This window comes from Streptomyces sp. NEAU-sy36, assembly GCF_013423905.1.
GTDB lineage: Bacteria > Actinomycetota > Actinomycetes > Streptomycetales > Streptomycetaceae > Streptomyces > Streptomyces misionensis.
In genome coordinates, this window is sequence record NZ_CP058977.1 from 6,184,399 (window position 1) to 6,208,027 (window position 23,629).

Annotated in this window: 16 protein-coding genes; 6 read left to right on the forward strand and 10 right to left on the reverse strand. The window is 70.1% G+C overall.

Going from position 1 to position 23,629, the window contains the following annotated elements; genetic code table 11:
- Positions 1 to 71 precede the first annotated feature (71 nt).
- From HZZ00_RS27075 to HZZ00_RS27090, 4 genes are all read left to right on the forward strand, one after another.
- Positions 72 to 731 (forward strand): response regulator transcription factor, encoded by a 660-nt coding sequence (locus tag HZZ00_RS27075; RefSeq protein WP_030777669.1) that lies wholly within the window; start codon positions 72 to 74, stop codon positions 729 to 731.
- Between the two features lie 154 nt (positions 732 to 885).
- A complete protein-coding gene (locus HZZ00_RS27080; RefSeq protein WP_180328897.1) occupies positions 886 to 2,172 on the forward strand; it encodes a ribonuclease D in 1,287 nt (428 codons plus the stop codon).
- A gap of 214 nt (positions 2,173 to 2,386) precedes the next feature.
- Entirely contained in the window at positions 2,387 to 3,604 is a 1,218-nt protein-coding gene (locus HZZ00_RS27085; protein ID WP_074993867.1) for an acetyl-CoA C-acyltransferase, read from the forward strand.
- Entirely contained in the window at positions 3,601 to 5,730 is a 2,130-nt protein-coding gene (locus HZZ00_RS27090) for a 3-hydroxyacyl-CoA dehydrogenase NAD-binding domain-containing protein (RefSeq protein ID WP_180328898.1), read from the forward strand. Before HZZ00_RS27085 ends, HZZ00_RS27090 begins: the two co-directional genes overlap by 4 nt.
- A 91-nt stretch (positions 5,731 to 5,821) precedes the next feature.
- Here the strand turns inward: HZZ00_RS27090 and HZZ00_RS27095 are convergent, their stop codons facing one another.
- Complete coding sequence (locus HZZ00_RS27095) at positions 5,822 to 6,838, reverse strand: hypothetical protein (RefSeq protein WP_180328899.1); 1,017 nt, start codon at positions 6,836 to 6,838, stop codon at positions 5,822 to 5,824.
- 56 nt (positions 6,839 to 6,894) lie between these two features.
- On the opposite strand from HZZ00_RS27095, the gene HZZ00_RS27100 reads away from it, so the two are divergent.
- The gene (locus HZZ00_RS27100; protein ID WP_180328900.1) at positions 6,895 to 7,302 is read left to right on the forward strand and encodes an NTP pyrophosphohydrolase; all 408 of its coding nucleotides are present in this window, start codon (positions 6,895 to 6,897) and stop codon (positions 7,300 to 7,302) included.
- A 19-nt stretch (positions 7,303 to 7,321) separates the two neighbouring features.
- Here HZZ00_RS27100 and HZZ00_RS27105 read toward each other — a convergent pair whose 3' ends face one another.
- The 9 genes from HZZ00_RS27105 to ngcE form a co-directional block, all read right to left on the reverse strand.
- On the reverse strand, positions 7,322 to 8,830 hold the full coding sequence (locus tag HZZ00_RS27105) for an amino acid permease (protein WP_180328901.1): 1,509 nt from the start codon (positions 8,828 to 8,830) through the stop codon (positions 7,322 to 7,324).
- A gap of 152 nt (positions 8,831 to 8,982) precedes the next feature.
- Positions 8,983 to 10,911 carry a 1-deoxy-D-xylulose-5-phosphate synthase gene (dxs, locus tag HZZ00_RS27110; protein WP_180328902.1) on the reverse strand — a complete coding sequence of 643 codons (1,929 nt, stop codon included), beginning with the start codon at positions 10,909 to 10,911 and terminating at the stop codon, positions 8,983 to 8,985.
- A 133-nt stretch (positions 10,912 to 11,044) separates the two neighbouring features.
- The gene (locus HZZ00_RS27115; protein WP_180328903.1) at positions 11,045 to 12,352 is read right to left on the reverse strand and encodes a sugar ABC transporter permease; all 1,308 of its coding nucleotides are present in this window, start codon (positions 12,350 to 12,352) and stop codon (positions 11,045 to 11,047) included.
- Positions 12,349 to 13,140: an ATP-binding cassette domain-containing protein gene (locus HZZ00_RS27120; protein ID WP_180328904.1), complete on the reverse strand. Its 792-nt coding sequence runs from the start codon at positions 13,138 to 13,140 to the stop codon at positions 12,349 to 12,351. Before HZZ00_RS27120 ends, HZZ00_RS27115 begins: the two co-directional genes overlap by 4 nt.
- A 198-nt stretch (positions 13,141 to 13,338) precedes the next feature.
- Positions 13,339 to 14,436 carry a substrate-binding domain-containing protein gene (locus HZZ00_RS27125; protein WP_180333734.1) on the reverse strand — a complete coding sequence of 366 codons (1,098 nt, stop codon included), beginning with the start codon at positions 14,434 to 14,436 and terminating at the stop codon, positions 13,339 to 13,341.
- A 134-nt stretch (positions 14,437 to 14,570) separates the two neighbouring features.
- Positions 14,571 to 15,782 (reverse strand): ROK family transcriptional regulator, encoded by a 1,212-nt coding sequence (locus tag HZZ00_RS27130; RefSeq protein ID WP_070025478.1) that lies wholly within the window; start codon positions 15,780 to 15,782, stop codon positions 14,571 to 14,573.
- Between the two features lie 200 nt (positions 15,783 to 15,982).
- Entirely contained in the window at positions 15,983 to 16,906 is a 924-nt protein-coding gene (locus HZZ00_RS27135; protein ID WP_180328905.1) for a carbohydrate ABC transporter permease, read from the reverse strand.
- A gap of 4 nt (positions 16,907 to 16,910) precedes the next feature.
- Complete coding sequence (locus tag HZZ00_RS27140; protein WP_180328906.1) at positions 16,911 to 17,837, reverse strand: carbohydrate ABC transporter permease; 927 nt, start codon at positions 17,835 to 17,837, stop codon at positions 16,911 to 16,913.
- A gap of 29 nt (positions 17,838 to 17,866) precedes the next feature.
- Positions 17,867 to 19,312 (reverse strand): N-acetylglucosamine/diacetylchitobiose ABC transporter substrate-binding protein, encoded by a 1,446-nt coding sequence (gene ngcE / locus HZZ00_RS27145; RefSeq protein WP_180328907.1) that lies wholly within the window; start codon positions 19,310 to 19,312, stop codon positions 17,867 to 17,869.
- Positions 19,313 to 19,692: 380 nt separating this feature from the next.
- On the opposite strand from ngcE, the gene HZZ00_RS27150 reads away from it, so the two are divergent.
- A complete protein-coding gene (locus HZZ00_RS27150) occupies positions 19,693 to 23,496 on the forward strand; it encodes a GH92 family glycosyl hydrolase (protein WP_180328908.1) in 3,804 nt (1,267 codons plus the stop codon).
- The last annotated feature ends 133 nt before the right edge of the window (positions 23,497 to 23,629 follow it).

A 23,629-nucleotide genomic window follows, 5' to 3' on the forward strand; every position in this document is an offset into this window, starting at 1 on the left:
GACCTTGAAAGCACGGTTCGTCCCGGCTTCTTCCCCACAAGCCGGCCCCGTCCCCCCACCCAGGAGGCCTGGTGTCCGTTCTCCTTGAGCAACCCGCAAGCCTGGTCGCCTACCGCCCGAACAAGCCGACCGCCATGGTGGTCGTGGCCGACCCGCGCGTGCGCTCCACCGTCACCCGCCATCTGTGGGCGCTCGGTGTGCGCGACGTCATCGAGGCCTCGTCCATCGCGGAGGCTCGTCCCCGCATCGGCAACCCCCGCGACATCTGCGTCGCCGACGTCCACCTGCCCGACGGCTCCGGCCTGACCCTGCTGTCCGAGACCCGCGCGGCGGGCTGGCCCAACGGGCTCGCCCTCTCCGCCGCCGACGACATCGGCGCGGTCCGCAACGCCCTGGCCGGCGGGGTCAAGGGCTATGTCGTCACCGGCACCCGCACCAATATCGGACTCCCCACCCGGCCCGGCGCCGCTCCCCTCGGCGCCGCCGCCCGTATGCACCGCCGCCCCCCGGGTGCCCCGAGCCACCCGGGCGGCTACCGCGAACTGTCCGGACGCGAGGTCGAGGTGCTGCGGCTGGTCGCGGAGGGCCAGTCGAACAAGGCCATCGGCGTCTCCATGGGCCTGTCCGCCCTCACCGTGAAGAGCCACCTCGCCCGTATCGCCCGCAAGCTGGGCACCGGTGACCGGGCCGGCATGGTCGCCGTGGCCCTGCGCACCGGGATCATCCACTGACCGCTGACGATGCCCCTTGACCACTTCCGGGGAGCGGCCGGTTCACCCGCGTGAACCGGCGGTTTCACCGCCCTGACTGGTTTACGACCCCTCGGCGCCCGTCGACGGAACGTTCCGGCGACGGGCGCTGTCCACGCATGGATACCCTTGACAGGTGACCGACGCCCAAGACACCGCAGCAGACAGCACCCGGCGCAGCAACGGAGAAACGCCTCCCGACGAGCCCGGATCTTCTGTGACGGAGGCGCCGACACCCCTTCTCGAACCCCGCGAGGGCATTCCGCCCGTGATCGCCGACGAGGCCGCGCTCGCCGAGGCGGTCGCCGCCTTCGCCGCCGGCTCGGGCCCCGTGGCCGTGGACGCCGAGCGCGCCTCCGGCTACCGCTACGGACAGCGCGCCTATCTGGTGCAGCTGCGCCGCGAGGGCGCCGGCACCGCGCTGATCGACCCCGTCGCCTGCCCCGACCTCTCCGCCCTCGGCGAGGCGCTGTCCGGCGTCGAGTGGGTGCTGCACGCCGCCACCCAGGACCTGCCCTGCCTGCGCGAGATAGGCATGGTGCCGACCCGGTTGTTCGACACCGAGCTGGCCGGCCGGCTGGCCGGGTTCCCCCGGGTGGGCCTCGGCGCCATGGTGGAGAACGTCCTCGGCTTCGTCCTGGAGAAGGGCCACTCCGCCGTCGACTGGTCCACCCGCCCGCTGCCCGAGCCCTGGCTGCGCTACGCCGCGCTGGACGTGGAGCTCCTGGTGGACCTGCGCGACGCCCTGGAGAAGGAGCTGGACCGGCAGGGCAAGCTGGAGTGGGCCCTCCAGGAGTTCGACGCGATCGCGAGCGCCCCGCCCGCCGAGCCCCGCAAGGAGCCCTGGCGCCGCACGTCCGGGATGCACAAGGTACGGCGCCGGCGGCAGCTGGCCGTCGTGCGGGAGCTGTGGGAGACGCGGGACCGCATCGCCCAGCGGCGTGACGTGTCGCCGGGCAAGGTGCTGCCGGACGCCGCGATCGTGGAGGCGGCGCTGGCCCTGCCGGGCAATGTGCACGCCCTCGCCGCGCTGAACGGGTTCGGGCACCGCACCGGGCGCCGGCAGCTGGAGCAGTGGCAGGCCGCCGTGGACCGGGCCAAGGCGCTGCCGGAGGCCGAGCTGCCGCAGCCGGGCCAGCCGGTGACGGGTCCGCCGCCGCCCAGGGCGTGGGCCGACAAGGACCCCTCGGCCGCGGCCCGCCTGTCCGCCGCGCGGGCCGCCGTGACCTCGCTGGCCGAGCGGCTCTCCATGCCCCAGGAGAACCTGGTCTCCCCGGACACGGTCCGCCGCCTGTGCTGGCAGCCGCCGGGTGTGATCGACGCCGGGACCGTCTCGGCCGCGCTGGCCGGCTACGGCGCGCGTCCCTGGCAGGTGGAACTGGTGACGCCCGTGCTGGTCGCGGCGCTGGCCGAGGGCGCCTGATCGCCGCAGGGCGGCAGGACACGGGACGACGGCCCGGGCACGCTCCGACGGGGGCGCGCCCGGGCCGTCGAGATCACGCCAACATGCCGACCGCCGTACTTACCGTGGTGTGACCTTCACCGCTGGCCCCGCTGGGACTGTGCAGCTACATTACTCGCAAGTAGCATGGGCTTAAGCAAGCGCTCAGCGTCCCGCACCATGGAGGAGAGCCATCGTGCCTCGTACCGTCAGGGACGTCGTCTTCGTCGACGGCGTCCGCACCCCGTTCGGCAAGGCGGGCCCGAAGGGCATCTACCACGAGACTCGCGCCGACGACCTCGTCGTGAAGGCGATCCGGGAGCTGCTGCGCCGCAACCCCGGCCTGGACCCCAAGCGGATCGACGAGGTCGCCATCGCCGCGACCACCCAGATCGGCGACCAGGGCCTCACCCTCGGCCGCACCGCCGGGATCCTCGCCGGTCTGCCGCAGTCCGTGCCCGGCTACTCCATCGACCGGATGTGCGCCGGCGCGCTGACCGCCGTGACGACCACCGCCGGTTCGATCGCGTTCGGCGCCTACGACGCCGTCATCGCCGGTGGCGTCGAGCACATGGGCCGCCACCCGATGGGCGAGGGCGTGGACCCGAACCCGCGGTTCGTGAGCGAGAAGCTGGTGGACGAGTCGGCCCTGTTCATGGGCATGACCGCCGAGAACCTGCACGACCGCTACCCGAGCATCACCAAGCAGCGCGCCGACGAGTACGCGGTGCGCTCGCAGGAGAAGGCCGCCAAGGCGTACGCCAACGGCAAGATCCAGCAGGACCTGGTGCCGATCTCGGTGCGCCGCACCAGCCCCGAGGGCGGGGAGACCGGCTGGGGTCTGGTGACCGCCGACGAGCCGATGCGCCCGGGCACCACCCTGGAGAACCTGGCGGGTCTGAAGACGCCGTTCCGCGTGCACGGCCGGGTCACCGCGGGCAACGCGGCCGGTCTGAACGACGGCGCCACCGCGTCGATCATCGCGTCCGAGGACTTCGCCCGCGAGAACGGCCTGCCGGTCAAGATGCGCCTCGTCTCCTACGCCTTCGCGGGCGTGGAGCCGGAGGTCATGGGCTACGGCCCGATCCCGGCCACCGAGAAGGCCCTCGCCAAGGCGGGCCTGTCCATCTCGGACATCGGCCTGTTCGAGATCAACGAGGCCTTCGCCGTCCAGGTCCTGGCCTTCCTGGAGCACTACGGCATCGCCGACGACGACGCGCGCGTCAACCAGTACGGCGGCGCCATCGCGTTCGGCCACCCGCTGGCCTCCTCCGGCGTCCGTCTGATGACGCAGCTGGCCCGCCAGTTCGAGGAGCAGCCGAACGTCCGCTACGGCCTGACCACCATGTGCGTCGGCTTCGGCATGGGCGCGACGGTCATCTGGGAGAACCCGCACTTCGAGGGGGACAAGTGAGCACCACCGCCGAGCTTCTGAAGCAGGCCTCGGACCTGTTCCCCGACGAGGTTGTCACCAGCGCGCACGTACGCCACTTCGAGCTGCCCTTCGGCGCCGGCCGGTTCGCGCTGATCACGCTCGACAACGGCCTGGACCACACCAAGCCCACCACCTTCGGCCCGGCCTCGCTCGCGAACCTCGACACCGCGATCGACCAGGTCGAGAAGGAGGCGGCCGACGGTGAGATCGTCGGCATCGGCATCACCGGCAAGCCGTTCATCTTCGCGGTCGGCGCCGACCTCAAGGGCGTCGAGCTGCTGAAGGAGCACGAGCACGCGCTCGCCATCGGCAAGGGCGGCCACGAGGTCTTCAAGCGCCTGTCCAAGCTCGCCGTGCCGACCTTCGCCTACTACAACGGCGCGGCCATGGGCGGCGGCGTCGAGGTCGGCCTGCACTGCACCTACCGGACCGTCTCCAAGGCGATCCCCGCGTTCTCGCTGCCCGAGGTCTTCCTCGGCCTGGTCCCCGGCTGGGGCGGCTGCACCCTGCTGCCGAACCTGATCGGCGCCGACAAGGCCGTCTCGGTCATCATCGAGAACTCGCTGAACCAGAACAAGCAGCTCAAGGGCAAGCAGGTCTTCGAACTCGGCATCGCCGACGCGCTGTTCGAGGGTGCCGACTTCCTGGAGCAGTCGCTGATCTGGACCGCCAGGGTCCTCAAGGGCGACGTCGAGGTCGAGCGCCCGGAGATCGACCGCGGCGAGGCCTGGGACCAGGCCGTGGCCAAGGGCCGCTTCATCGCCGACTCCAAGGTGCACGGCGCGGCCCCCGCCGCCTACCGCGCCCTGGACATCATCGAGGCCGCCAAGAACGGCGACTTCCAGCAGGGCTTCGACGCCGAGGACCAGGCGCTCGCCGACCTGATCATGGGCGGCGAACTGCGCGCCGGCATCTACGCGTTCAACCTGGTGCAGAAGCGCGGCAAGCGGCCGGCGGGCGCCCCGGACAAGAACCTGGCCCGCCCGGTCACCAAGGTGGGCGTCGTCGGTGCCGGCCTGATGGCCAGCCAGCTCGCGCTGCTCTTCCTGCGCCGCCTGGAGGTGCCGGTCGTGCTGACCGACATCGACCAGGAGCGCGTCGACAAGGGTGTGGGCTACGTCCACGCCGAGATCGACAAGCTGCTCGGCAAGGGCCGGATCAACCAGGACAAGGCCAACCGCCTCAAGGCGCTGGTCACCGGTGTCCTGGACAAGGCCGAGGGCTTCGCGGACGCGGACTTCGTCATCGAGGCCGTGTTCGAGGAGATGAGCGTCAAGCAGAAGGTGTTCGCGGAGGTCGAGGCGGTCGCCCCGGCGCACGCGATCCTCGCGACCAACACCTCCTCGCTGTCGGTGTCGGAGATGGCGTCGAAGCTCCGGCACCCCGAGCGGGTCGTGGGCTTCCACTTCTTCAACCCGGTCGCGATCCTGCCGCTGCTGGAGATCGTCCGCGGCGAGCAGACCGACGACGCCTCCCTGGCCACCGCCTTCGCGGTCGCCAAGAAGCTGAAGAAGACCGCGGTGCTGGTCAAGGACGCCCCGGCGTTCGTCGTCAACCGCATCCTGACCCGCTTCATGGGCGAGATCCAGAACGTCATCGACGAGGGCACCCCGGTCGCCGTCGCCGAGAAGGCGGTCGAGCCGCTGGGCCTGCCGATGTCCCCGCTGGTCCTGCTGGAGCTGGTCGGCCCGGCGATCGGCCTGCACGTCTCGGAGACCCTCAACCGGGCCTTCCCGGACCGCTTCACGGTGTCCCCGAACCTCAAGGCCGTGGTCGACGCGGGCAAGCGCGGCTTCTACGTCTACGACAGCGGCAAGCCGGAGCTGGACCCGGAGGTCGCCGCGCTGCTGAAGCAGGGCGATGCGGTGCTGACCGAGGAGCAGGTGCGCACGCGCGTCCTGGACGCGGTGGCGCAGGAGATCGGGCTCATGCTCGACGAGGGCGTCGTCGCCGAGGCCCAGGACATCGACCTGTGCCTGATCACGGGCGCCGGCTGGCCCTTCCACCTGGGCGGCATCACGCCGTACCTGGACCGTGAGGGCGTCTCGGAGCGCGTGAACGGCAAGAAGTTCCTGGCCCCCGGCGTGGCCAGCGTCCCGGCGTAGCACCGGAACACGGCAGGAAGGGCCCCCGCGGCGGCGGGGGCCCTTTCGCATGCCCGGAGGGGGTCCGGGTCGTCCCGGCCGCGGCGCGGCCTCAGACGGCCCGCCAGGCCTCCAGCGCCAGCCCGGGTTCGTCCTTGCGCCGGGTCAGCAGGAGCCGGCCGGTCGACGGGGACAGCGTGGCGGCCACCACCCGGCCGTCCGCGTCCGTGCCGAGGCTCACCCGGGCGTCCACGGTGAGCTGCGGGCCGGACTCGGTCCACCAGGCGCCCGCGGACTCCAGTTCGGTCGGATAGGCCGCGAAGGCGACCCGGCCGCTCGCCGAACGCTGGGCGAGCAGCGTGCAGTCGTGGCCGTCGAGCTCGCAGCGGACGGCGGCGACCGGGCCGTGCCCGGCGGAGGGCAGCAGGGCGACCGGCTTGCCGCCCGGGCGCCAGGCCCACAGCTCGCCCCCGGTGCCGGTGTAGTAGAGCGTGGTGCTCGCGGGCGAGGTGGCGAGGGCGTACAGCGTCCCCGGGCGGACCGGCGCCTCGACGGACTCCGCGAGGACCGGGCGCGCGCCGGGCTCTTCCTGACGCCAGTACAGCAGGCCCTCGGGGACGGCCGCGTACAGTTCGACCCTGCCGGACTCCCCCGTCACCGCGGCGAGCCCGTCCTGGACGGCCTTGCCCTTGATGTCCTGCCAGGCCTCCCAGCCGCCCTTCTCCTTCTGCGCGAGCATGCTCACGCCGCCGCCCTTGTTGCGCACGAAGACATGGGCGCGGCCCTCGGCGTCCACGGCGACGGCGGGCGTCCCGGTGCGGTCGCCCTTCTTGTTCGGGTGCCCGACCGGGTTCCAGTCCAGGGCCGCGAGGCGGGCGCGGAAGTGCGTGGAGTGCACCAGCCCGGCCTCGCCCTGGACGGTGGGCCGCCAGGCCACCAGGTGGGCGTACCGGTCGGCGCCCTGGCCGACGGCCAGGACGGGAAGCAGCTTCTGCTCTCCCCCGACCTTGCGCGGTTCGTCCCAGGGCCCGCCGGGCGCGCGCTCCGCGCGGCACAGGACGGCATCGCCGGACGACTGGTAAACACTGAGCCGGCCGTCTCGGCCACGAAGAAGCCAGTCACCGTTCACCCGGTCACTTTAAGCCGCGGCGGACCGGCACCGGGCGAGGGGGCACCATGGCGGGTATGACGAACTCCTCGGACACCCCGGACGCCTCGGTCCCGGCCCCGCCCCTGCTGATCGTCGACGGCGCGAACGTCGTCGGGTCCGTGCCCGACGGATGGTGGCGGGACCGGCGCGGGGCGGCGGAGCGGCTGCGGGACCGGCTGGTGGCGTACGCGCGGACCGGTACGGCGGAGCTGGCGGGGCCCGTCGAGGTGGTGCTGGTGGTGGAGGGGGCCGCCCGCTCGGTGGCCTCGGTGCCCGGGGTGCGGGTGGTGGCCGCGCCCGGCAGCGGGGACGACCGGATCGTGGAGCTGGCGGCCGAGGGCGCGGGCCGTACCTGTCTGGTCGTCACGGCCGATCGGGAGCTGCGGCGGCGGGTGGGCGCGCTGGGCGCGCGGGTGGCCGGCCCGCGTACGGTGCGCGGCTGAACCGGCCCGTGCGGGCCGCTCACGGCGCCGGCGGCGCGGGCTCCGGTTGCTGCCGGCCGCGCTCGGCGAGGCGGCTGTGGGTACGGCCGTAGAGGAAGTAGACGACGAAGCCGATGACCATCCAGATGGCGAACCGCAGCCAGGTCTCGGCGGGCAGGTTGAGCATCAGCCAGAGCGTCGCCAGCACGGACACGACGGGCACGAACGGGACCCACGGGGTACGGAAGGCGCGGGGCAGATCGGGGCGCGTCCTGCGCAGGATGATCACACTGATCGCGACGACCACGAAGGCGAACAGCGTGCCGATGTTGACCAGTTCGGCCAGTTCGCTGAGGCTGGTGAAGCCGGCGACGATCGCGATGACCACGCCGAGCAGGATGGTCGGCCGGTGCGGGGTCCGGAACCGGGGGTGGACCCGGGAGAAGAAGCGCGGCAGCAGCCCGTCCCGGCTCATCGCGAAGAACACCCGGGTCTGCCCGAGCAGCAGGATCAGGCACACCGTGGTCAGGCCGATGGCGGCGCCGAAGCTGATCACGCCCGCGTACCAGGGGTGGCCGATGGCCTTGAAGGCGTCGGCGAGCGGGGCGTCCACGGACAGCCGGGCGTAGTTCTGCATGCCGGTGACGACGACGGAGACGGCCACGTAGAGCACGGTGCAGATGAACAGCGAGCCGAGGATGCCGCGCGGCACGTCCCGTTGGGGGTTTCGGGTCTCCTCGGCGGCGGTGGCCACGATGTCGAAGCCGATGAAGGCGAAGAACACCACGGAGGCCGCGGTGAAGATGCCCATCACGCCGAAGTTGGCGGGCGCCCAGCCGAACATCAGCTGCACCAGCGGGGCCTTGAGGCTGCCGCCGGCCGGCACCGGCTGGGCCGGCGGGATGAACGGGTGGTAGTTGTCGGTGTTGACGAAGAAGGCGCCGGCGATGATCACGACGAGCACCACGGCCACTTTGATCGCGACGACCAGCGAGGTGATCCGGGCCGAGAGCTTCATGCCGAGGACGAGGATGGCGGTGAGCACCAGCACCAGGACCGCGGCGAGGATGTCGAAGCCGAAGCCGTGGGCGCCGTCCCGGCCGGAGAGGTACGCGGGCAGGTGCCAGCCCGCGTTGTCGAGCAGTGAGCGGATGTAGCCGGACCAGCCGACGGCGACCACCGCGGTGCCGAGCGCGAACTCCAGGACCAGGTCCCAGCCGATGATCCAGGCGGGCAGCTCGCCCAGGGAGGCGTAGCTGAAGGTGTAGGCCGAGCCCGCCACCGGGACCGTGGAGGCGAACTCCGCGTAGCACAGGGCGGCGAGGGCGCAGACCACGCCGGCCGCGACGAAGGCGAGGGCGACGGCGGGGCCGGCGTTGTTCTTGGCGACCTGTCCGGTCAGCACGAAGATACCGGTACCGATGATGACACCGACGCCGAAAACGGTCAGATCGAGCGCGGAGAGCGATTTCTTGAGCGCGTGCTCCGGTTCTTCCGTGTCCCGGATCGACTGCTCGACGTTCTTCGTCCGGAAGAGCGAGCTGCTCACGTTGCTGCCTCCCACGCTTGTCGTCCTCGACCTGGCTCGACACGATCGAGAGGACCGGGGCGCGAGTGCCCCGTGACAGGCAGGCTTACGCACCCGGGCCGGTTCCGCCACCGCAAGGAGGGGCGGAACCGGCCCGGCCGGAAGCGCTCGTCCTAGTCGCGCGCGGGTTCCACGGAGTCCACCGTCTGCGCCGTACGGTCGAACCGGCCGTCGAGCTTGGCGACCAGACCGGTGACCTGGCGGGCGATGTCGGGCGCGGTCAGCCCGATCTCGGTGAGCACCTCGGCGCGCGAGGCGTGGTCGAGGAAGCGCGGCGGGATGCCGAAGTCGCGCAGCGGCACGTCCACGCCCGCGTCGCGCAGTGCCTGGGCGATGGTCGAGCCGACGCCGCCGACACGGCTGTTGTCCTCGACGGTGACGACGACCCGGTGCCGCTCGGCCAGCGGGGCCATCGCCTCGTCCACCGGCTTGACCCAGCGCGGGTCGACGACCGTGGTGGAGATGCCCTGCTGGTCGAGCAGGCCGGCGATCTCCAGGCACATCGGGGCGAGGGCGCCCACCGAGACCAGCAGCACGTCCGGGTGGTCGGTGCCCGCCTCGCGCAGCACGTCCATGCCGCCGACCTTGCCCACGGCGGGTACGGCGGGACCGACCGCGCCCTTGGAGAAGCGGACCACGGTCGGCGCGTCCTCGACGGCGACCGCCTCGCGCAGCTGGGCCCGCACCTGGTCGGCGTCGCGCGGCGCGGCCATCCGCAGGCCGGGCACGACCTGGAGGATCGACATGTCCCACATGCCGTTGTGCGAGGCGCCGTCGGTGCCGGTGACCCCGGCCCGGTCCAGGACGAAGGTGACGCCGCACTTGTGCAGGGCCACGTCCATCAGGACCTGGTCGAAGGCGCGGTTGAGGAAGGTGGCGTAGACGGCGAAGACGGGATGCACCCCGGCGTGGGCGAGGCCCGCGGCGGAGACGGCGCCGTGCTGTTCCGCGATGCCGACGTCGTACACACGGTCGGGGAAGCGCTTGGCGAACTTGTCGAGGCCGACCGGCTGGAGCATGGCAGCGGTGATGGCGACCAGGTCCTCGCGCTCCTCGCCGAGCTTCACCATCTCCTCGCCGAACACGGAGGTCCAGTCGGCGCCGGAGGCGGCGATCGGCAGGCCGGTGTCCGGGTGGATCTTGCCGACGGCGTGGAAGCGGTCGGCCTCGTCCTGGAGGGCGGGCTGGTAGCCGCGGCCCTTCTCGGTGAGGCAGTGCACGATGACCGGTCCGCCGAACCGCTTGGCGCGGGCCAGCGCGGACTCCAGCGCCTCGATGTCGTGGCCGTCGATCGGGCCCACGTACTTCAGGCCCAGGTCCTCGAACATGCCCTGCGGGGCGATGAAGTCCTTCAGGCCCTTCTTGGCGCCGTGCAGCGTCTCGTACAGCTGCCTGCCGACGACGGGGGTCTTCTCCAGCACCTCGCGGGTGCGGGCGAGGAAGCGCTCGTAGCCGTCGGTGGTGCGCAGGGTGGCCAGGTGGTTGGCGAGGCCGCCGATGGTGGGCGCGTACGACCGCTCGTTGTCGTTGACGACGATGACGAGGGGGCGGTCCTTGGCGGCGGCGATGTTGTTCAGCGCCTCCCAGGCCATGCCGCCGGTGAGCGCGCCGTCACCGATGACGGCGGCGACGTGGCTGTCCCGCTTCATCAGCTGGTTGGCCTTGGCGATGCCGTCGGCCCAGCCGAGCACCGTGGAGGCGTGGCTGTTCTCGATGACGTCGTGCTCGGACTCGGCCTGCGCGGGGTAGCCGGACAGGCCGCCCTTCATCTTCAGCCGGGAGAAGTCCTGCCGGCCGGTGAGCAGCTTGTGCACGTAGGACTGGTGACCGGTGTCCCACAGCACCTTGTCCTTCGGGGATTCGAAGACCCGGTGCAGGGCGATGGTGAGTTCGACCACGCCCAGGTTGGGGCCGAGGTGTCCGCCGGTCTTGGACACGGCGTCGACGAGGAAGGTGCGGATCTCCCCTGCCAGCTGGTCCAGCTCCTCCAGGCTGAGCCGGTCCAGATCGCGCGGTCCCCTGATGCGGGTCAGCAGCGGCACCCGTGCCTCCTTGCAATAGAGCTGATCGAGCTTCCCGGGCTCGCCAGAGTCTAACTTTCCGGTAGCGCCCGGCATGAACGTGCCCGGCACCTTCGCGGGTGCCGGGCACGTTGGTCCGCCGGAACGGGGTGTGTTACGCCCGCCCTGCGGTCTTCTGCGTCTTACGAGTGATCGCGTCGATCACGACGGTCGCGAGCAGCACACCACCGGTGATCATGTACTGCACCGGCGACGCGATGCCTTCGAGCGCGAGGCCGTACTGGATCGAGACGATCACCAGCACACCGAGCAGCGCGTTCCACGTGCGGCCGCGGCCGCCGAAGAGCGAGGTGCCGCCGATGACCGCCGCGGCGATCGCGTTCATCAGCAGGTCACCGCTGCCCGCGCCCTGGTTGGCCGCGGCGATCTTGGAGGCCAGCATCAGACCGCCGATGGCCGCGAAGGTGCCGGAGATCGCGAAGACCGAGATGCGCACCATGTTGACGTTGATGCCGGCGCGCCGGGACGCCTCGACGCTGCCGCCGAGCGCGAACACCTTGCGGCCGTAGGCGGTGCGGCGCAGCACGAAGTCCGTGATCACGAGCATCGCGAGGAAGATCACGACGGCCAGCGGCAGGCCCTTGTACTGGTTGTAGACGGCCGCGGCGGCGAAGGACACGATCGCGAGCAGCACCGTGCGCAGGATCGTCTCGCTCAGCGGCCGCGAGGGCACCCCGGCCGCCTCCCGGCGCCGGTTGCCCAGGAAGGAGGTGAGGAAGAACAGCACGGTGGCGACGAGGGCGAGCCCGTAGGCGGCGGCGACGTCGGAGAAGTAGTAGCTGGTCAGCTTGGCGACCAGGCCCTCGCTGTCCAGGTTGATGGTGCCGCTGTCGCCCAGGATCTGGAGCATGAAGCCGTTCCAGAAGAGCAGACCGGCCAGGGTGACGGCGAACGCCGGGACACCGATCTTCGCGAAGAAGAAGCCGTGCAGCGCGCCCGCGACGGTGCCGACCAGGATGGACAGCACCAGGGCGAGCCAGGCGGACATGCCGTGGGTGACCGTCAGCACCGCGTAGGAGGCGCCCGCGACACCGGAGACCGAGCCGACCGAGAGGTCGATCTCGCCGAGCAGCAGCACGAAGACGATGCCGACGGCGATCATGCCCGTGCCGACCATGTCGACGGAGATGTCGGAGAGGTTGCCCGCGGTGAGGAAGTTGGAGTTCAGGCTCTGGAAGATGATCCAGATGACCGCGAGGCCGATGATGACCGGGACCGAGCCGAGGTCACCGGCCTTCATCTTCCGCTTGAACTCGGTGACGTAGCCCGCGAAGCCCTGCTCGCGCACGAGCAGGCGGGGGTCCACGGCGGTGACGGTGCCGGCCGCCGCCTCGGGGTTCTCCACGACGGCGTCCTGGGGAGCGTGGTCCTCGGGAGGCGTGGAGGTCTTGTCCAGGCTCACTTCTGGACCTCCTTGGTGCTACGCGCCGCACGCCGGGTGACGGCGTTGTCGGTGGCGCCGGTGATGGCGGAGATGATCTCTTCCTGAGAGGTCGAGGCGACCTCGAACACGCCGTTGTTGCGGCCGAGCCGCAGCACCGCCACCTTGTCGGCGACGGCCTTGACGTCGGCCATGTTGTGGCTGATGAGGATGACGGCGTGGCCGCGTTCGCGCAGCCGCTCCACCAGGTCGAGCACCTGTGCGGTCTGCTCGACGCCGAGGGCGGCGGTCGGCTCGTCCAGGATGACCAGCTTGGGCTCGCCGAGCATGGAGCGGGCGATCGCCACCACCTGGCGCTGACCGCCGGAGAGGGAGGCGATCGGGATGCGGACGCTGGGGATGCGGATCGACAGCTGGTCGAGCAGCGCACGGGAGCGGCGCTCCATCTCGACCTCGTCCAGGACGCCGTACTTGCGCAGCTCCCGGCCGAGGTAGAGGTTGCCGACGACATCGATGTTGTCGCACAGCGCGAGGTCCTGGTAGACCGTCGCGATGCCCAGCGACTGGGCGTCGTTGGGCCGGTTGACCTGGACGGCCCGGCCTTCCCATTCGATGACGCCCTCGTCGATGGGATGCACGCCGGCGATCGTCTTGACCAGCGTGGACTTTCCGGCGCCGTTGTCGCCCACCAGGGCGACCACCTCACCGGCGTGGACCTCAAGCTCTACGTCGGTGAGCGCCTGGACGGCACCGAACCGCTTGGAGACCCCGCGCAACGCCAGCACGGGCGTAGCGGACACGTGAACCATCTCCTTCGCCGCCTGACCCGGCGGGAGGTTGTGCAGAAAAAGTTGGGGGGGTGCGTCCGGCGCCCCGCGCCGAGCTTGCGGGGCTGTATGTGTCGCGGAGCGCCGGAGGACAGTGGGACGCCCTGTCCCCTCGTGAAGGGGGCACCCCGGGGTGTCACGGGGGTGAACTCCCCTGGGATGCGGGCGTGTTGCGGCGGCTTACTTGAGGCCGAGCTTGTCGCAGGCGGCCTTGTACTGCGCGGTGCAGATGTCGGCGACCGTGTAGACGCCGTCCTTGACGACGGTGTCCTTGATGTTGTCCTTGGTCAGCGAGGTGACCGGGAGGATGACGGTCGGCACCTGCTTGGTGGTCGGGCTGTCGACCTTGTCCTTGGCGATGGAGTCGAGCGACTTGCCCTGGGCGAGGGCCACGGCCATCTCGGCGGCCGCGTCGGCCTCCGGGGCGTAGGGCTTGTAGACGCTCATGTACTGGTCGCCGGAGACGATGCGCTGGACACCCGCCAGCTCCGCGTCCTGGCCGGTGACCGGGACGGAGATGCCGGCCGCCTTGAGGGCGGTGATGATGCCGCCGGCCATGCCGTCGTTGGCGGAGTACACGCCGACGATGTTCTTCTTGCCGAGCGCGGAGATCGCGGCCTGCATGTTGGAGTTGGCGTTCTCCGGCTTCCAGTCCTTGGTGTCGTACTCCTTGCCGACGTTCACCTTGCCGTCGAGCACCTCGTGGGCGCCCTTCTTGAACTGCGCGGCGTTCGGGTCGGTGATGGAGCCGTTCATCATGACGATCTTGCCGGACTTCGCCTTGGAGCCCAGGGCCTTCAGCAGGGCCTCGCCCTGGGTCTTGCCGACGGTCTCGTTGTCGAACGAGGTGTAGGCGCTGATCGGGCCCTGCGCGAGACGGTCGTAGGCGACGACGGGGATGCCCGCGTCCTTGGCCTTCTGCACCGAGCTCTTGATGGCGGCCGTGTCCACGGCGTCCACGATGAGCACGTCCACCTTGTTGGTGATCATCGTGTCGACCTGCTGGTTCTGCGTGCTCGCGTCCTGCTTGGCGTTGGCGTAGACCACCTGGGCCTTGCCGTTCGTCAGCTCCTTGACCTTCTTCTCGATCAAGGGGCGGTCGAACTTCTCGTAACGGGCGGTCTGGTTCTCCGGCAGGAGCAGCCCGACCTTGATGGCGTCGCCCTTCTTGGCGCTGTCCGTGGTCTTGGACCCGCCCCCGGACTCCTTGGCGCTGCCACAGGCGGCGAGCGAGACGGCCATGGCACCAGCGGCAACGGCGAAGGCCGCACGACGCATACGCGTGTTCACTTCTCAAAACCTCCCTGACGAGGCCGCGTCGTTGCGGCCGAGGTGGCTGGAAGTCAACTCGGCCACACGTACGACGTCAAGAAGTAAATCCTTAACGAGATGGCAACGGTGCCATCCGTTCTCTAAGTGAAGGCAGGGGTGGCGGCGGTCGGGGCCCCGGTGACGGAACCGTCCAGAAGGGCCGAATCGCCCATCTCGCTCAGGGCCAGGGCGAGCGCGCCGAGCACCTCGGCGCGTCCGCCAAGTGCCCCGGGAAGTACGGAGAGTTGGCGGGCCGCGCTGGGGATGGCGTACCGGCTGACGGACTCCCGGATGGGCCCGAGGACCAGCTCGCCGGCCTCGGCGAGATCACCGCCGAGGACCACCCGGCTGGGGTTGAGGAGATTGCAGAGGTTGGCCACACCGCTGCCGATGTGCCGGCCGACGTCGGCGACCACCCGGCGGCATCCGGGGTCACCCTCCCTGGCGAGCCGTACGACGCCCTCCATGGTCAGGTCCGGTCCGTGGCTCGGCTGGAGCAGCGGGAGCACGTAGCGGGCGGCGGCGAAGGTCTCCAGGCAGCCGCGGTTGCCGCAGCGGCAGACCGGGCCGGACTCGTCGAGGGTGATGTGCCCGATCTCGCCGGCGGTGCCGCCGGGACCGCGGTAGATCTTGCCGTCGATCACCAGGCCCGCGCCGACACCGCTGGCGACCTTGATGTAGGCGAGGTCGCGCACGCCCTTGCCGCTGCCCCAGACCAGCTCGCCGAGGGCACCGAGGTTGGCGTCGTTGTCCACGTGCACCGGCACGCCCAGGCGTTCGCGCAGCTCCTCGGCGGGCTTGGTGCCGCCCCAGCCGGGCAGGATCGCGGTCGAGCCGAGGGTGCCGGACTCCAGGTCGATCGGGCCGGGCACGCCGAGGCCCACCCCGGCGACCTTGGACCGGTCGACGCCGGTGGCCGCGATCAGCCGGCTGACCAGCTCCTCGGCCCGGTCGAAGCCCTGCGCGGCGGAGGCGTCCACGTCCAGCGGCTCGGCCTCCTCGGCCAGCACCTGGTGGGCGAGGTTGCCGACGGCGACCCTCAGGTGCATATGGCCGAAGTCGACCCCGATCACGATGCCCGCGTCCCCGCTGAGGCTGACGCTGCGGGCCCGGCGCCCGCCGGCCGAGGTGGGCGTGACCTCGACCGTCCCGCCGTCCTTCAGCTCCCGCACGATGTTGGAGACCGTGGCGGCGGACAGGCCCGTCGTCCGTGCGATCTCCGCCTGCGTGAGCGACCCGGCCAGCCGGACGGCCCGTACCACCCGCTCCAGGTTGGCTCGGTGCAGTGACGACTGCGACCCTGGAGTCTCCACGACGACCTCCTGAGCGCGGGGCCGCTTCGGCGGGGCCCCGTGTATGTCCAACTAGTGAACTCTAAGCTGAGCCGTTCGGGGCGACTCGCGTCAAGAGGTTGAGCCGGATCCGGGTCCCGGACACGGCGGCGCACGCCGCCCGGATTCCGGAACGGCGTGCGCACGGCCGATCACGCTTGGTCATCCCACCCGGTGGGGTGCTACTTGAGCGCCCCCGCGGTGAGCCCCTGGACCACCTGCCGCTGGAAGACGATGTACGCCCCCAGCACCGGCAGCATGGCCATCACCAGGCCCGCGAACAGGCCCGACCAGTCACCCTTGTAGCCCTGGCTGACCGCCAGTTGGACGAGGCCCTGGGTGAGCACCTTCTTGTCCGGGTCGGTGTTGAGGACCGTGGGCAGCATGTACTGGTTCCACTGGCCCAGGAAGTTGAAGATGCCCACGCTGATCAGACCGGGCTTGGCCATGGGCAGCATGATCTGGAAGAACGTACGCGTGTGCGAAGCCCCGTCCACGAACGCCGCCTCCGCCACCGAGGTGGGCAGGGTGCGGAAGAACGCCGTGAGGAAGAAGACCGTGAACGGCAGCGAATACGCGATGTAGACCAGGATCAGCCCGTGGATGGTGTTCAGCAGGCCCATGTTGTTCACGACGTAGAACAGCGGGACCAGCGCCAGCATGATCGGGAAGCTCATGCCGCCGATGAACAGGTAGTAGATGAAGCGGTTGCCCGGGAAGTCGAAGCGGGCGAGGACGTAGGCCGCCATGGAGCCCAGCACCAGGGTGCCGACGAGCGAACCGCCGACCACCAGGACGGTGTTGAGGAAGTAGCCGCTCATGTTGGCGTCGGTCCAGGCCCGCGCCCAGTTCTCGAAGTGCAGCCGGTCCGGCAGCGCCCAGGGCGAGCCGAAGATGGAGCTGTCGTTCTTGAAGGACGTCATCACCGCCCACAGCAGCGGCAGGACCACCATGATCGCCCAGATGATCAGCATGCCGTGCGAGAAGACGTTGAGGACGCCGCCCTCGCGCTTGTGCGGGGCGGGTCCCGGGGCCGTGGCCCGGGTCTCGGAGACGCTCGCGCCGGGCTCGGCCGGCAGCGGGGCGGGGGTCTCGGTCGTCTTCATCGCTTCAGAACTCCAGCCGCTCGCGACGGCCCAGCCGCATCACGATCGCCGCGAACGCGAGCGTGACGACCAGCAGGGCGACGCCGATGGTGGTGGCGTAGGCGGCCTGACCGTCCCGGAACGCCTTCTGGTACACGTACAGGACCAGCACCGTGGTCGAGTAGTCGGGCCCGCCCGGCCCGGTCGTCATGATCTGTACGACCGCGAACGACTCGGCGCCCAGCGCGAGGATGCCCATGTAGACCCAGCCGGACTGCACGGTGTCCCACAGCAGCGGCAGGGTGATGCGGAAGAAGGTGGTGAAGCGGCTGGCGCCGTCGATCAGCGCCGCCTCGTACAGCTCGGCCGGGATCGAGGCCATGCCCGCGGAGAACAGCACCACGAAGAAGCCGACCGTGGACCAGACGAGCACCGCCATCACACACCACAGCGCGAGGTTCGGATCGCCCAGCCACAGCGGCTGGACGTGGTCGAGTCCGATGCCCCGCAGGATCGAGTTGACCGCCCCGCTGTCCGGGTTGTACGCGAACTGGAACAGCAGCGCCACGATCGCGATGGACAGCACCTGCGGGAAGAAATAGACGATCTTGTAGAAGGAGGAGCCCCGGACCCCCCTGATCGCGGGGCCGCCCCTTCTGCGCCGCCCGCCCACATTGATCATGAAGGCGAAGAACAGCGCCAGGCTGATCGTGACGACCGGCAGCACCAGGGCGAACAGCAGGCTGTGCTGCAACGACTTCCAGAAGATGTCGTCGTGCAGCATCCGCTGGTAATTGTCGAGGCCGACCATCTTGAATTCGGGGCTCAGGCCGGTCCAGTCCGTGAACGAGTAATAGATGGACTGGATGAACGGCCACACCACGAAGAGCGCGTACAGTCCCAGGGGCACTGCCAGAAACCCCACGATGAACCGGTACTTGCCGTGCTGCATCGCCACTCCGGTGCGTTCGGGGGTGCTGGTTACTGGTGCTTGTAGTGCTTGATGGAGGTGTCCTTGGCCGCCTCGTCGGCGAAGCCCTGGATTTTCTTTATCGCCTCCGCCGGGGTGAGCCGGCCCGCCATCATCTCGCCGAGACCGGACACACCGATCTTTTCCTTCTGGAGCTGCACGTACCAGTCCTGCAGCCGCGGGTTCACCACGTTCGTACCGGCCAGCTGGAGCGCCGCCACGCCCGACTTCAGGCCCGGGGTGAGGTCGATGCCGCTGGTGCCGCCGTTGTAGGCGGTCAGCGACTTCACCTTGGCGGTGAAGTTCTTCGAGGACGCCTCCGACAGCATGATGCGCAGCTGCTCCATGCCGCCCTCGGGGTTCGCCGCCTTGGAGGGCACGATGAACGGCTCGCCGCCGGAGGCCCAGATGGTGCCGAAGGGCATCTTGTCGCTGCCGTCGATGCCGGAGGGCGCCGAGACCGCGAGGTCGAAGTCCTTCGGGATGACGTTGGCCGACTCGTTCTCCACCCAGGAGCCGTTGGGGATGAACAGGGCCTCGCCCTTGGCCCAGGCGGTCTGCGACTGGATGTGGTCCAGACCGGGGGTGCCCCGGAGGATGTAGCCCTTCTTGAACAGCTCGTAGTACGCCTCGAAGCACGTCTTGACCGCCGGGTGCTTCCAGGCGTTCGGCTCCAGGTTGTCGATGGCGTCCAGCACCTCGCGGCCGCCGACCTTGCCGATCATCGGGTACAGCGAGAAGGGGATGTAGTACGGGTACTTGCCCGCGTACGTCCAGCCCGCCATGCCCTTCTTCTTGGCCTTCTCGCACACCTGGAGCATCTCGTCCCAGGTCTTCGGGTACTCGGCGTCGAGCGAGTCAAGGGCCTTCTGCGAGTACCAGACGCCGTACACCGTGTACGCGTAATAGAAGATCCACACCGGCTTGCCGTCGAACTGACCCATCTCCACGATGCCGGGGCGCAGCGTGTCGCGGACCTTCTTGTTCGGGTCGTCGTACGACGGCGCGTCCAGCAGCGGGGTGAGGTCGGCCAGCTGGTTCTTGCCGACCAGGACACCCATGTCCATCTGCTCGGCGCCGGAGTTGTCGATGAGGTCCGGCGGGTTGCCCTGGTTGAAGCGGGGCTGGAGGGTGGACTGGATCTTCTGGGTGGCGGAGAACTTCACCGTGGCCTTCGGGAAGTCCTTCTCGTAGATCTTGACCGCGTCCTGGGCGTACTCCTTGCCGAAGCCGCCGTCGAACAGCACGAACTCCATCTTGGCGGTGTCGTTCACGCCGAGCGGGTTCTTCGCGGTCTTCTTGCCCTCCTTGGCCTTGCTCTGGCCGCCGCCCCCGCTGCTCGCGCAGGCGGACATCAGGCCCATCCCCGGGACGGCCACCAGGCCGAGCGCCGCGGAGCGCTTGATCAGATCGCGGCGGCCGACACCCTCACGGTCGTGGTGCGCAGTGGATCCCATGCTCAAGTCCTCGCCTTCTCCAGGACTCAGGCGGTGAACCGGATCCTGCCCGGCACCGCGGTCGGGTCAAGCTGGGTGGTGCAGGAAGTTCTTCGTGCATGTACTGCCGGGAGTGCTCTTGTACCGGGCGCCGACAGGTATAGTCCAGTTCCCGCCAGCTGAGCAAGATCGAAAGCAGAGTTCCCGGCGGGTCTTTTCCGAGTTGAGACCTCCCGGACATATGGGCGGGCCGTGAGCGGTCCGTGAAAAAAGAACACGGCCCCGACCTCGGGAATGACACGCCCAACACCCTTGACATCAACGGCCACTTGACCACCTACTTGGTTCCTGCGCCCCGAACTGACAACGTTGTCCGATCGGCGCAGGGAGGGAATCCGTAGATGCAGCGGAGAACTCGGCACAGATGGGGCCGGGCGGTCGTACTCACGGCCGCCTTCGCCATGGCCGCCGGCGCACAGGGCGCCGCGGTCGCGGTGCCCGCCAAGGCCCCGGCGGCCGACCGGGAATTCGCGTCCTCGTTCGAGGCGGGCGATCCCGCACCGGACTGGCTGAGCACCGTCGACACCGGCCCGGACGGCACCCCGCGGGCCTCGGGCGTGGACGGCGGCTACAGCACCGGGATACCGGGCAATGTGAACGACCACGTCACCGACGTCCGCGCGAGCGGCGAGAACACGGGCGCGGGCGAGGTGAAGGAGAACCTGGTCGACGGCGAGCCGGGCACCAAGTGGCTGACCTTCCAGCCCACCGGCTGGGTGGAGTTCGACCTGGACAAGCCGGTCAAGGTGGCGGACTACGCGCTGACCTCGGCCAATGACGCCGCCGAACGCGACCCGCGGGACTGGACGCTGCTCGGCTCCACCGACGGCAAGGACTGGAAGAGCCTGGACACCCGCTCGGGGCAGACCTTCTCCGAACGCTTCCAGACCAGGACGTACGACCTCGGCGAACCCGCCGAGTACCAGCACTTCCGGCTGGAGGTGAGCCGTAACAACGGCGCGCCCGACATCCTCCAGCTCGCCGATGTGCAGTTGTCCACCGGCGACGGCGGCGGCCCGGTGCCGCAGGACATGCTGACGCTGACCGACAAGGGCCCGACCGCCTCGCCGACGGCCAAGGCGCGCGTCGGGTTCACCGGCACGCGGGCGCTGCGCTACGCCGGCCGGCACACGGCGAAAGGCCGGGCGTACTCGTACAACAAGGTGTTCGACGTCCATGTGAAGGTCGGCCGCGACACCCGGCTGTCGTACCGCATCTTCCCGTCGATGGCCGACGGCGACCGGGACTACGACGCCACCAACGTCTCCCTGGACCTCGCCTTCACCGACGGCACCTACCTCAGCGACCTGGGCGCGCTGGACCAGCACGGCTTCCCGCTGTCGCCGCGCGGTCAGGGCGCCGCCAAGTCGCTCTACGTCAACCAGTGGAACAACGTCGTCTCGCGGATCGGTTCGGTGGCGGCCGGGAAGACGGTCGACCGGATCCTGGTGGGGTACGACTCCCCCGGCGGGCCGGCGAAGTTCCGCGGCTGGATCGACGACGTGTCGCTGAAGCCGGCGGCGCCCGAGAAGCCGAAGGCGCACCTGTCCGACTACGCGCTGACCACGCGCGGCACCAACTCCAGTGGCAGTTTCTCGCGCGGCAACAACTTCCCGGCGACGGCGCTGCCGCACGGCTTCAACTTCTGGACGCCGGTCACCAACGCCTCGTCGCTGAGCTGGCTGTACGAGTACGCGCACGCGAACAACGACGCCAATCTGCCGACCATCCAGGCGTTCAGCGCGAGTCATGAGCCGAGCCCCTGGATGGGTGACCGGCAGACCTTCCAGGTGATGCCGTCGGCCGCGGCCGGCACCCCGGACACCGGCCGCGAGGCGCGCGAGCTGGCGTTCCGGCACGAGAACGAGACGGCGCGGCCGTACTACTACGGGGTGCGGTTCGAGAACGGGCTCAAGGCGGAGATGACGCCGACCGACCACGCGGCGGTGCTGCGCTTCACTTACCCCGGCTCCGACGCGAGCGTGCTGTTCGACAACGTCACCGAGCAGGCGGGGCTGACGTTGGACAAGGAGCACGGCACCGTCACCGGCTACTCGGACGTCAAGTCGGGTCTGTCGACCGGCGCGACACGGCTGTTCGTCTACGGCGAGTTCGACCGGCGGGTCACGGACGGGGCGTCGAGCGGGGTGAAGGGCTATCTGCGCTTCGCCGCGGGCGCCGGCCACACCGTGACGCTGCGCCTGGCGACCTCGCTGATCAGCGTCGACCAGGCGAAGGCCAATCTGCGCCAGGAGATCCCGCCGGGCACCTCCTTCGACACGGTGAAGGCGCGGGCGCAGCGGGTCTGGGACCGGCTGCTCGGCAAGGTGGAGGTGGGGGGCGCCACCCCGGACCAGCTGACCACGCTGTACTCCAGCATGTACCGGCTGTACCTGTACCCCAACTCGGGCTACGAGAAGGTGGACGGCGAGAACCGGTACGCCTCGCCCTTCTCGCCCATGCAGAGCCAGGACACCCCGACGCACACCGGCGCGAAGATCGTGGACGGCACGGTATACGTCAACAACGGTTTCTGGGACACCTACCGGACCACGTGGCCGGCGTACTCGCTGCTGACACCCTCCCAGGCGGGCGCGATGGTGGACGGCTTCGTGCAGCAGTACAAGGACGGCGGCTGGACCTCGCGCTGGTCCTCCCCCGGTTACGCGGACCTGATGACCGGCACCTCCTCGGACGTGGCGTTCGCCGACGCCTATGTGAAGGGCGTGCGGTTCGACGCGAAGGCGGCGTACGAGGCGGCCCTGAAGAACGCGACGGTGGTCCCCCCGGCGTCCGGCGTGGGCCGCAAGGGCATGAGCACCTCGCCCTTCCTCGGCTACACCGACACCGGCACCGCCGAGGGCCTGTCCTGGGCGATGGAGGGCTACGTCAACGACTACGGCATCGCCGAGATGGGCAAGGCCCTGTACGAGAAGACCGGCGAGAAGCACTACAAGGAGGAGTCCGACTACTTCCTCAACCGGGCCCGTGACTACGTGAACCTCTTCGACCCGGCGGCGGGTTTCTTCCAGGGCAAGGACGCGCAGGGCAACTGGCGTGTGAAGTCCGGGAGTTACGACCCGCGGGTGTGGGGTTACGACTACACGGAGACCAACGGCTGGGGCTACGCCTTCACCGCCCCGCAGGACACCCGGGGCCTGGCGAACCTCTACGGCGGCCGGCAGGGGCTCGCCGACAAGCTGGACGAGTTCTTCGCCACGCCGGAGACGGCCTCCCCGCAGTTCGTCGGCTCCTACGGCGGGGTCATCCACGAGATGACCGAGGCGCGGGACGTGCGCATGGGCATGCTCGGCCAGTCCAACCAGGTCGCCCATCACGTGTCGTACATGTACGACGCGGCCGGGCAGCCGTGGAAGACGCAGGCGACGGTCCGGGAGATCCTGTCCCGGCTCTACCTCGGCAGCGAGATCGGGCAGGGTTACCACGGGGACGAGGACAACGGCGAGCAGTCGGGCTGGTTCCTGTTCTCCGCGCTCGGCTTCTACCCGCTCGTCATGGGCAGCGGCGAGTACGCGATCGGCTCCCCGCTGTTCAAGAAGGCCACCGTGCACCTGGAGAACGGCCACGACCTGGTGGTGAACGCGCCGAAGAACAGCGCGCGGAACGTGTACGTGCAGAGCGTGACCTTCGACGGCCGTCCCTGGAGGTCCACCTCGCTCCCGCACTCGCTGCTGTCCAAGGGCGGCGAGCTGACCTTCGCCATGGGGCCCCGGCCTTCGGCGTGGGGCAGCGGCAAGGACGCGGGACCGGTCTCGATCACCCGGGACGACAAGGCGCCGACGCCCCGCTCGGACATCCTCACGGGTGACGGCCCGCTGTTCGACAACACCTCGGCGACGGAGGCGACGGTCACCTCGGTGGCCCTGCCGGCGGGCCGGTCCGCGAAGCCGCTCCAGTACACGCTGACGTCCCCGGCGGACCACACCAGGGCCCCGGCCGGGTGGACCCTCCAGGGCTCGGACGACGGCACGACGTGGCGGACGCTGGACCGGCGCTCCGGGGAGTCCTTCACCTGGGACCGCCAGACCCGGGCGTTCACCATCGCGGCGCCGGGTTCGTACCGGGCCTACCGGCTGGTGCTGGACCGTCCTTCGACGCTGGCGGAGGTGGAACTGCTGGGCTGACGGGCACCGGGGGCCGGGTTCCGGGCGCGCACCGCGCCCGGAACCCGGCCTTCGCGTGTCCGGGGTGTTCTCTCCGGGCAGCGGCGCCCCCGGCCCGCCGTGGTCCGGTCGAGCCCGGCCGCGCGTGACGTCG

Excerpts from the sequence above, each read along its gene's own strand:
- HZZ00_RS27140 (WP_180328906.1), bottom strand. The coding sequence starts at position 17,837 with ATGCAGCACGGCAAGTACCGGTTCATCGTGGGGTTTCTGGCAGTGCCC.
- HZZ00_RS27150 (WP_180328908.1), top strand. The coding sequence starts at position 19,693 with ATGCAGCGGAGAACTCGGCACAGATGGGGCCGGGCGGTCGTACTCACG.
- HZZ00_RS27120 (WP_180328904.1), bottom strand. The coding sequence starts at position 13,140 with ATGGTTCACGTGTCCGCTACGCCCGTGCTGGCGTTGCGCGGGGTCTCC.
- HZZ00_RS27135 (WP_180328905.1), bottom strand. The coding sequence starts at position 16,906 with ATGAAGACGACCGAGACCCCCGCCCCGCTGCCGGCCGAGCCCGGCGCG.
- ngcE (WP_180328907.1), bottom strand. The coding sequence starts at position 19,312 with ATGGGATCCACTGCGCACCACGACCGTGAGGGTGTCGGCCGCCGCGAT.
- HZZ00_RS27100 (WP_180328900.1), top strand. The coding sequence starts at position 6,895 with ATGACGAACTCCTCGGACACCCCGGACGCCTCGGTCCCGGCCCCGCCC.
- HZZ00_RS27125 (WP_180333734.1), bottom strand. The coding sequence starts at position 14,436 with ATGCGTCGTGCGGCCTTCGCCGTTGCCGCTGGTGCCATGGCCGTCTCG.